This is a genomic window from Delftia sp. WSY_22, assembly GCF_043104185.1.
Lineage (GTDB): Bacteria > Pseudomonadota > Gammaproteobacteria > Burkholderiales > Burkholderiaceae_C > Comamonas > Comamonas tsuruhatensis.
Genome location: NZ_JBICKN010000002.1, coordinates 1 through 2,936 on the forward strand (window position 1 = coordinate 1; position 2,936 = coordinate 2,936).

The following is a 2,936-nucleotide window of genomic DNA, read 5'->3' on the forward strand; positions in this document are numbered from 1 at the left end:
AAGCGCGAGTCCACCACGCGCTCCACGGTCTTGCCGGCCAGGTCGGCCACGCCGCCCAGCTGGTCCAGCCAGGTGCCGATCACGGCCGTGTCGCCCGTGGCCGCGATGTACTGGCTGGCCAGCTGGGTCTGGATGCTGGACACCAGAGTGGCGCAGCGCTGCTGGATCTCCACCAAGCGCGCGTTGAAGCTGCTGGCCTGGGCCGAGGCATCCGACTTGCTGTCGGTGTAGGCATCCTGTGCCTTGAAGAAGTTTTCCAGCTTGAGCCGGTACTGCACCCAGTCGGGGTGCTCGATGGCGTTGTTGTCCGCGTCAAAGTGGTACTGGGCCACGCTGGGCTCGGTCGGTTTGATGGGCGCCGTGCCCGCGCCCGCCCAGGACTTGGACAGGGCCAGGTCCGCGAATTCCTTGAGCAGCTTGTCCAGCTCGCTGCGCCAGTTGGTGCACTTGGTGCCCGGGGCCACGGCCTCCTCCACCAGGTCGGCCAGCTTGGCGGCCTGGTCGGCCGTGAGCACGGTTTCGCCGGAGCGCTCGCCGGCCGTGTCCGGAAACTCATGCTGCTGCAGCGCCTCCACCAGAGCGGGCCGGCGGAACGGGTAGCTGAACGGCATGGCGGCCAGTGGGATGGCCCAGCCGCTGGCGGTCTTGACAGCACCCAGGCGTGTAGTGTCCATCTCGCACGCAGCCGCGCGGGCCGCCGTGACCACAGCGTAGAGGTTGCCAGCCGAGGCGCCAGAGCCTACTGCGGTAGACAGGGACAGCCCGTAGTTGGATGTGGCGCCGGCATAGGCCTTGCCATTGGCATCCCAGCGGATCGCCTCCTGGTGGCCCTCGTGCTGGATCACCGTGGCCAGCAGGTCCGCGCGCACCAGCTCGGCGAAGTCGCCATACAGCCAGGTCTTGGCCTCCTCGGTCGTGAACTCGTCCACTACCTGCAGCGTGACCGTGGGCTTGACCGGGCGCACCACGCCCAGCAGCCGGTCGTTGCCGCGCACGTCCAGCGCACGCGGCGCAGCGCTGCCGTCATTGGTGGTCTGGTAGGTGCGCTCGGTGGCCTCGTCGTTGATCTGGCCCTTGACCAGGGACAGCTCATGCACCCATGAGCGTATGGGCGCGGCCGGGTTCTGCTGCACGGCCCCGCTGGCGTCTCGCGCGAATCGGTGCAGCGTGCGGGTGCCGGCCAGACATGCCGAGTGGCGCCGGTCGGTGGCCAGCGGCCAGAACTCGGAGCTGGGCAGGAAGAGATTGAAGTGCTCCCGGGCGAAGTTCGCGCCCAGCGCGCGATCAGACACGCTGGGCGCCTCGCCCGGAAATGCGGACAGCTTGTAGGTGGTCATGGCCCGCTACCGTGTCAGGCTTGGCACCAGTGCGGAAAGGCTGCTACAGCACCACGGCCGCCGCTGCGATGAACAGCTCATCGAGCTGCTGCTGGCTCAGGCCCAGCTCCGCAGCGACACGCGCGAGGAACGGGCTGCTGCGCTCCCAATTCACCGTGTCGTTCAAAGCGACCTGGGCCAGCAGTTGCTCGTTGGGATCTTCGATGCCGGCCATGAAGGCCTGCACCTGCGGCCACAGACCGGCCTGGATCAGCGCTGCCTTGCCCTGGGCCCGGGTGATGGTCAGGGGCACGGACAGCGGTTCGCCAGGAGTGGGCAGATGCGCCGCAGCGACTTCGGCAATGGTCTTTTCATGCTCTGCTGACACAGCCCCCAGGTCGGCCCTCAACTCCTGCATTTGGCTGTTGGCATAGATACGGCACTTGTGTATCGAATCATCTTCATTGAACCAAGTGACCTCGATAGCGACTTTGTTTTTATAGACAATTAATTTAACTTTGTTCATATTGAAGAACCCTTGTGAACAACAAAATTAAGTACAACCGATTCCGCCAAAGCCGCACTAGAAATATTTCTCAAACACACAAAAAACACACCGTTTGAGGAAGAAGCAGTACCCCATACGTTGTAGTTCAATCCATTAATATTTCCGTAGTTATTCAAAGTAACGTGAACAACATCATCTGAAGTGACAAAGTCGTTATAGACCACAAAATAGACACCTTGACCAGCAGGAAGGCTCTGGTTGTGTGTCGTGATCTTCCCAGTGACTTTATTAATATAAACAGCGCTGGATTTGTTACCTGCCTGCACAACGGTGGCACCCGAGCCTGGCCCATAGCCTATGGGGCCGCCATCATGGGAGATGAATCCACTAGTCGCCTTCGTAGTGATAATTCGATACCAATCCGACCAACTCAGATCATGTTTGTTTCTCGCCCAAAGCTGGCCAAGTGATGTATTGAATGCCTGGGCTGCAAATTGCGTGACACGCCCAAAAACCCCGTAACTCAAAACATTCCACCAAACAATTTCCGTGGGTGACGGGGGCCAGTCAGCCCCTGATCCCGTAACGCTGGCATAGGCATCGAACGTACCTATTCCTGCATCGGACATGAGCCGGCTTTTATCAGCAGTACCGCCGAGGCTCCTTCTGGCCATGAATACGCTAGCGAGTGAATTCTTTATATTCGCCCAGGATATTCTTTTCCACGACCAAGACTGAGTGCTGTCTTCCAACCAAAAGGCATCTGCCTCGTCTACTACGCTTTTCTGGGGCGAGGCATTCAACGCTGATGCGACATCACTTTTCAGCGTGCTGCTGTTTTGCTTTGCGTTCAACGCCGTCTGCAAGCCCGTGATGGAAGCAATCGCCTGCTCACCCGTGTGCGTGCTGCGGTCCCGCAGTTGCGCGTCGGTCGCGTTCTTGGTGGCACCCGTCGCCACGCCACTGAGCTTTGCCGCTGCCTCGTCGCTGAAATCGTTGGCACTCAGGCCCTTGCCCGGCACCTTGTCCACCTTACCCAGCAGGTCCGCCGCCAAAGCCATGGGCTGGGCAAACTCAGGGTTGGGGAACTGGCCGGCCAGCACGCCGCCGGC

At 61.0% G+C, this 2,936-nt stretch carries 2 protein-coding genes and 1 pseudogene; all 3 read right to left on the minus strand.

The window, feature by feature from the left end; translation table 11 throughout:
- Positions 1-1,337, minus strand: a pseudogene (locus tag ACF8NF_RS00380) (hypothetical protein); the annotation flags it as partial.
- A 43-nt stretch (positions 1,338-1,380) separates the two neighbouring features.
- Entirely contained in the window at positions 1,381-1,842 is a 462-nt protein-coding gene (locus ACF8NF_RS00385; protein WP_392449884.1) for a hypothetical protein, read from the minus strand.
- A partial coding sequence (locus ACF8NF_RS00390; protein WP_392449885.1) for a hypothetical protein occupies positions 1,839-2,936 on the minus strand: 1,098 nt, incomplete at its 5' end. The genes ACF8NF_RS00390 and ACF8NF_RS00385, both read right to left, overlap by 4 nt.

Bases quoted from the DNA above. Each gene is read 5' to 3' on its own strand.
- ACF8NF_RS00385 (WP_392449884.1), bottom strand. From the start codon at position 1,842: ATGAACAAAGTTAAATTAATTGTCTATAAAAACAAAGTCGCTATCGAG.